The organism is Phaeodactylibacter sp., assembly GCF_040219495.1.
Classification (GTDB): domain Bacteria; phylum Bacteroidota; class Bacteroidia; order Chitinophagales; family Saprospiraceae; genus Phaeodactylibacter.
This window is the reverse complement of sequence record NZ_JAVJSK010000016.1, coordinates 103,322-109,925: the sequence shown is the minus strand read 5'-3', so window position 1 is coordinate 109,925 and position 6,604 is coordinate 103,322. Positions and strand designations below refer to the sequence as shown.

General features: G+C 52.5%; 5 protein-coding genes. 4 read left to right on the top strand and 1 reads right to left on the bottom strand.

The genetic code is table 11. The annotated features are described in order from the left end of the window. Positions 1 to 61: 61 nt before the first annotated feature. A complete protein-coding gene (locus RIC19_RS03115) occupies positions 62 to 577 on the bottom strand; it encodes an RpnC/YadD family protein (protein ID WP_350176733.1) in 516 nt (171 codons plus the stop codon). A gap of 73 nt (positions 578 to 650) precedes the next feature. Between RIC19_RS03115 and RIC19_RS03110 the strand changes: the two genes are divergently transcribed. The 4 genes from RIC19_RS03110 to RIC19_RS03095 all read left to right on the top strand — a co-directional run bounded on the left by RIC19_RS03110 (position 651) and on the right by RIC19_RS03095 (position 6,525). Beyond that, on the top strand, positions 651 to 1,667 hold the full coding sequence (locus RIC19_RS03110; RefSeq protein ID WP_350176731.1) for a dipeptide epimerase: 1,017 nt from the start codon (positions 651 to 653) through the stop codon (positions 1,665 to 1,667). A 20-nt stretch (positions 1,668 to 1,687) separates the two neighbouring features. Continuing rightward, entirely contained in the window at positions 1,688 to 2,923 is a 1,236-nt protein-coding gene (locus RIC19_RS03105) for a serine hydrolase (RefSeq protein ID WP_350176729.1), read from the top strand. 71 nt (positions 2,924 to 2,994) lie between these two features. Then, positions 2,995 to 4,443: a choice-of-anchor B family protein gene (locus tag RIC19_RS03100; protein ID WP_350176727.1), complete on the top strand. Its 1,449-nt coding sequence runs from the start codon at positions 2,995 to 2,997 to the stop codon at positions 4,441 to 4,443. Positions 4,444 to 4,578: 135 nt separating this feature from the next. Further along, on the top strand, positions 4,579 to 6,525 hold the full coding sequence (locus RIC19_RS03095; RefSeq protein WP_350176725.1) for a putative porin: 1,947 nt from the start codon (positions 4,579 to 4,581) through the stop codon (positions 6,523 to 6,525). Positions 6,526 to 6,604 lie beyond the last annotated feature (79 nt).

Sequence of the window (6,604 nt, the reverse complement as noted above, 5' to 3'; positions counted from 1 at the left end):
TTGGAGCGAACGCAGCCAAATTTTGTTCTGATCAAGGCGTGATGAGGGAACATAGCCTTAGCTACGTGACCGAAGAACAACGAAGAGCAGGACAAAATTTGGCAAGAGCAGCCCGAAGTGTAAAATCCCAACACGCTCTTAATTTAAAGGTATCAAATTCATATTGCAAGTGCGTCTTTAAAAAATGATACTCGAATGCCCTGGGATGATAAGATTTCTGCTCATCTGTAAGTATAGCAATCGCATGCACCGGCACCTGATACCGGTCGTAAATACGGTAAAAGTAGGTGAGCATCCGCCTGGAAAAGTCTTCATCCTTATAACCCTGCACTTCAACATGTATGAGCACCCACTCCTCATGGCCATCGGCAGTGAAGACCTTAGCCAGTTTATCCGCTATGCGGTCTTTCTCCTGAGCTTCCGGAAAAAGGGCTTCCAGCTCCTTATCTAAAAAGGCTACACCACGGGAAAAGTCGAAGTCGTCAACTGCGTCCGGGTAAAAGAAGGCAAAGAAATCCTCAAAACAGTCTTCGAGAATTCCCTTCCAAAGGATATCTTTTCTGATCTTTCGGGGCATCGCGTTAGTGATTATCCCCCAAAATAAGACAAAACCGCACTAATGCAATAAATAAGTTCAAACAAATAAGTTTATGAGACTCCGCATTCACACCTTCCAACTGCCGCTCAGGCACACCTTTTCCATCGCTCATGGCTCACGCGATGCAACGCCCAGCCTGATCGTTGAGCTTTCGGAAGGCATACATTCCGGTTTTGGGGAAGCTACTGAGATCCGGTACTATGGAGTAGCGCTGAGCGAGATGGCCGAACGCCTGGAAGCCCTGCGCCCGGTCATTGAAGCCTTGCCTCTGGAGTCGCCCGAAATGCTCTGGGATCAACTGCAGCCTCACTTGGAAGATGCCCCCTTCCTGCTTTGTGCTTTGGACGAAGCCCTGCACGATTTATTTGGTAAGGTGCATGGCGCTCCGGTATATGAACTTTGGGGGCTGGAGCGAGCCACTACGCCCCGTTCCAACTATACCATCGGCATAGCGAGCGTGGAAGAAATGGCTGCGAAAATGGCTGAACAGCCCTGGCCGCTTTACAAAATTAAACTAGGCACCGACCATGACCTTGAAATTATTGAGGCGCTCCGGGCCAAGACGGATGCTGTCTTCCGCATTGATGCCAATACCGCCTGGACTGCTGAGCAAACCATTGCCTATGCCCCCCGCCTGAAGGAACTGGGCGTGGAATTTATCGAACAGCCCCTCAAAGCCGATGACTGGGAGGGCATGAAGCGGGTGTATGCTGAATCCGTCCTCCCGGTCATCGCTGATGAAAGCTGCCACGGTGAAGCAGACGTTGCCCGTTGCTATGGCTTCTTCCACGGGGTTAACATCAAACTGATGAAGTGCGGAGGGCTTACCCCGGCACGCCGCATGGCAGAGCATGCCCGCAGCCTTGGACTGAAAGTGATGGTGGGCTGCATGACGGAGTCTTCGGTGGGCATTTCTGCGATTGCTCAGCTACTCCCCCTGCTTGATTACGTGGATATGGACGGGGCGCTTTTGTTAAAAGAAGACCCGGCGGTCGGAGTAGAAGTAAGGCCGGATGGCGTTATATTCCCTAACCGGAATGGTACCGGCGCGACCTTGCGGCAATCCTGAAGCTTAAAAACCAACTTAGTATGAAAAAGATTTTTCTTTTTGCCTTACTGCTGTTTGGGCGGTGTGGCTTTTCCCAATCGAACAGTGCATTACTGCAAAAGCTCCTGCGAGATTCCGGAGACAGTACTTTGCAGGCGGTAATGGCGGCTCCGGAAAGGTTTCAGCTGCAACTGATTTACACCCAAATAGACCGGGATGAAGACAATCATCCTGCCTTTACCACTCACTACCTTGGCGTAGATTCCAATCTGTATTTTTATCCGGCAAGTACTGTAAAAATGCCGGCTGCTTTTCTGGCGCTTGAGAAACTCAATGAACTGCGCATTCAGGGGCTTGATGCTGAGACGCCTATGTTTACCGGCAAAGGGCAGGCACCACAAACGGCCGTGCGTGCAGATACCTCAGCAGCGCAAGGGCTGCCCTCGGTTGCGCATTACATTAAGAAGATTTTTCTGGTCAGCGACAACGATGCCTACAACCGCCTGTATGAATTCCTGGGGCAGGCTTATCTGAATGAAAAGCTACAGGAAAAAGGCTACACCCGTTCCCGCATCATCCACCGGCTTTCCGCACCGGGCTATGATGCCGAGTCCAACCGCTACACCAATCCGGTAACTTTTACGGCTCCCGGCAACAGGCTGTTGTACCATCAGGGTGAAGTGTACAGTAGCTTTGACAGCCCCTTACAGCTAAAGCAGGAAGTTCGCGGGCAGGGCTTTATGGATGGGGAAGGGCAGATCGTGCCAGCCCCATTCGATTTTCGGGATAAAAACTATGTGGGGTTGCAGGATTTGCACGATATGCTGCAGGCGGTGCTTTTCCCGGAGGCGGTGCCCGCCCATCGCCGGTTCAACCTCACCCCGGCTGATTATCAATTTTTACGCAGGTACATGAGCATGCTGCCGAGGGAAAGCGACTACCCTGCGTATCCGCAGTATACCGATTGGGACAGCTATGTCAAATTTTTTCTGTTTGGTGATTCCAAATCGCCCATCCCGGACCACATCCGTATTTTCAATAAGGTGGGCGATGCCTACGGCTTTCTTACCGATGTGGCTTACGTAGTGGATGATGAAAACAAGGTGGAATTCATGGTCGCTGCTAACATTCATGTCAATGCCAATCAGATTTATAACGATGGGGTATATGAGTACGATACGATTGGTTTTCCGGCTCTGGCGCAGATTGGGCGCATCCTTTATCAGTACGAATTGAAGCGCGAGCGGCAGTATGAGCCGGTATTCCCGGAAAGGTAGGTGCACTCTGTCAGCAAGTTGACCGATAGAAGGGCTGGAAATTGTTACTTTCGTTTAAAATTACAAATGGTATGAAAATCAAGCTACTGTCTTTAGCCCTGTTATTGAGTATATCTTCCTTGTCTGCACAGGAAGAAGCTAACCTGCTGGGTACCTGGAGCGATCCCTCTTTGGTCGGTTCAGCCTTTTACAACAATATCTACAATGAAATCTGGGGCCTTGCTGTCAACGGGCACGAATACGCTGTGCTCGGGTCTACCGCAGGGACGCACTTCATAGATGTAACGGACCCCACGCAGCCCTTTGAAGCGCACTTTGTGGCGGGCGCTGCGCAGGGGCCGGTTATCATTCACCGCGATTATCATGATTACAACGGTTACCTCTACGCCGTATGCGACGAAGGGCAGAGCAGTCTGCAGATTATGGACATCACACAGCTGCCGGACACCGTAATCGTTGCCTATGATGCGCCCACCCGTATCCAAACGGCACATAACATCTTCATCGATACAACCCATGCCAAATTGTACGGTTTCGCCATGAACGGCGGGCCGCAAAACTATTCTGCATTGCGGGTATACGATATTTCTGACCCACTCAACCTGGACTTTATCGGGGAGTACAACAACTTCGGTGGACTGAATGTCGGGCATATCCACGATGGGTACGTGCGTGACGGCGTAGCTTTCCTGAATGCGGGCGGATCGGGCTTCGCTATGGTCGATTTCTCAGACCCCTTCAACCCGAAAGCCATCAGCACCATCACCGACTATCCATTCCGGGGCTACAACCACTCTGGCTGGCTGACGGATGACGGGCAGTACTACTACATGGCGGATGAAAACCACGGCTACGACATCAAAGCCATCGACGTGAGTGATCCCTGTGAGCCTGACATCACCGGAACATTTGATGCCGAAACTAATAACCCGACGAGCATCACCCACAATCAAATCGTTGCCTGCGACTATCTGTATGTGTCTTATTACTACGATGGTATTGTGGTGTACGATATTTCAGACCCCGCTAATCCAGAGAAGGTATTGTACTACGATACTTCTAACGAGCCTAATGGCACAAGCTACAAAGGCGCCTGGGGTATCTATCCGCTCCTGCCTTCTGGCAATATCCTGGTCTCCGACATGCAGGAGGGCCTGTTTGTTTTTGAAGGCATGGGCGACAACTGCGCTGCCAATCAGCAATTAGAGCCCGTCAACCTCGACTGCCTCAACCCGGTAAGCGTGGAGGAATGGGTGGAAGGCGCGCAGGTGTCCGTATTTCCACAGCCTGCCCAAAACACAATTGGTGTGGACGTGGAATTGCCTGAGGCAGTGGCACCGGCTCACTTTTCCCTTTGGAACCTTAATGGGCAACAGGTAGCCGATTTTGGAACCCATACCCTGAGTAAGGGCGGTCAGCAACTGGAGTTCAGCCGGCCTGGTAGCCTGCCCGGCGGGCTTTATGCCTTGCGGATCACTGGTGAAAACGGTGCACTGACGCTCAAGGTGCTGCTGCAATAAAATCAAAGGGGCGGAGCGTAAATGTTCTGCCCCTTTCCTCAAAAGCTCAACAAAACGTTAAGCACTGGCTTCCCGTGCATGGATACTGCGCTACATGCGTTTTCTTCCTATCTTTGCCGCCTTAAAGAAGTTTGCATGAAGCCGACGTTGCCTTTACTGTTTATTTTTACCTTTTTGCTCGCCCTGCCAGAGAAGGCCCTGGCACAGTTCCCCGGTGCCAACCGGCAGCAACAGCAGCAGGGCGAACAGCAGGGGCTCGATCAACTGGATGTACTCCTCGATACCTTCGATGTGTTCTACTTTTATGCAGACAATCCCAACCTGGAAATCCCTTTTTCGGATACCACCCTCGACGATTTCTTCCGGCAATACGACCCCACCCGCCGCCGCCGGCTTGACTACCGGCAGCTGGGTATTCTGGGGTCCGCTCATGAGCCGATTGTCTTTGAAGTCCCCGTACGCCGGGGCTTCGACATCGGGCAGCATCAATACGACCTCTACATGACCAGCGGTGATCAGCTCCGGTATTACCGACTGGAGAAGCCGTTTTCACTTTTTGGGTACACTTTGGGCTCGGAACAGGCAGACAGCTATACCAAAGCCGACTTTTCCCGCAACTTCGCCAACGGGCTCAACTATACGCTCGACTACGACCGCATCACACAGTTTGGGGAGAACTCCCAGTACCCCAATCAGAATATTCGCAATACCACCTTCAACAACGGGCTTTGGTTTCAGCACCCCAATAACCGCTACGAAGCCTTTTTCAGCGTAGCCGCCAATACCATTCAAATGGAAGATAACGGCGGGGTATGGGAAGAACCGGCACTGGGCGGTGAATTCAGCAGCCCCAGCGCTGCCGAAGTGCTCCTGGGCGATGCCCGCACCCGTCACTCGCACCGCGAAGTGTCCTACACGCATTACTACCGCTTCGGTGGGGGGCAGGATTCCATCAAAGGGACGCGCCGGGCTTACACAATTGCCCATAAGGCTCGTTTCCAAAACAGCCTGTACAAATATGCCGATGCTTATAACCCCGCAGTGGATAGTTTCTACAATCGCTTCCCGGCTTTTCTGATCGACCCACGGGGCGCCCGGTTTTACCTGCGCCACCGGCAGTACGAGAATGAGTTCAAACTGGCGACCTTTAAGCTGAGGGGGGAGGGCAGAGACGAGGCCGTACAGCAGCGTGACTTGCTGGAAGTGGGTGCTGTGCATACCCTGCATCAGCTGGTGCAGACCAATGGGGATTCCACCCTGAATAACCTCTTTCTGACGGGGCGCTACCGCCTCAATCCAAGTGAGCGCCTGCTGATCGATTTGCGGGGGCACCTGGGCCTGCTGGCGAATGCCGGGGACTACCGGGTAAGCGGCGACTTATTCTTTGATTTCAAAAAGCTTGGTCAGCTGGAGCTCAGGGGCGTCAGTCAGCTGTACAGCCCCACCCTTATGCAGCACCGCATGTACCTTTCTGAGCGGCAGCTTTACCGCAATAACTTTGATAAAACCCTATCCACCACCCTGCAGGGCAAGTATATTTTGCCGGGCATTCAGTTTAGCGCCGAGGCGCGCTATCACCTGCTCAACAACTTCATCTACTTCGGTACGGACGGACTACCGCAGCAGACCGGCGTGCCCATCAGCATCGGGCAATTGATCGTCGAGAAAAATTTCAACCTGTTCTGGAACCTGCACTTCGATAACCTGTTCGCCCTGCAGCAGTCCTCACAGGAGGTCCTGCGCCTGCCCACCTTCTTCGGGAAGCACAGCTTTTACTATTCCGGTAAGTGGTTCCGGGTACTAGACGTTAAGCTGGGCGTGGACCTGCGCTATAATGAAGCCTTCCGCGCCAATTACTACAACCCTATCACCGGGCAGTTTCAGCTGCAGGATGAGCAGACCATCCCTTTCTACCCCGCAGCGGATGCGTTCTTCCTGATGAAAGTCACCCGGTTCCGGGCCTTTTTCAAATGGGAAAACGGCACGGCTGCTTTTTTGGATGATTATTTCTACCAAACGGCCCTGTACCCTTACCACCGGGCGGTCTTCCGGATTGGGATCAACTGGCGGTTTTTAGACTAAAAAAGAGCACCGCCTGGTCCCCCCGGCGGCGCTCCTAAGACATCTACCTATTCTTCACTTTCTTTATACCTGCCCCATT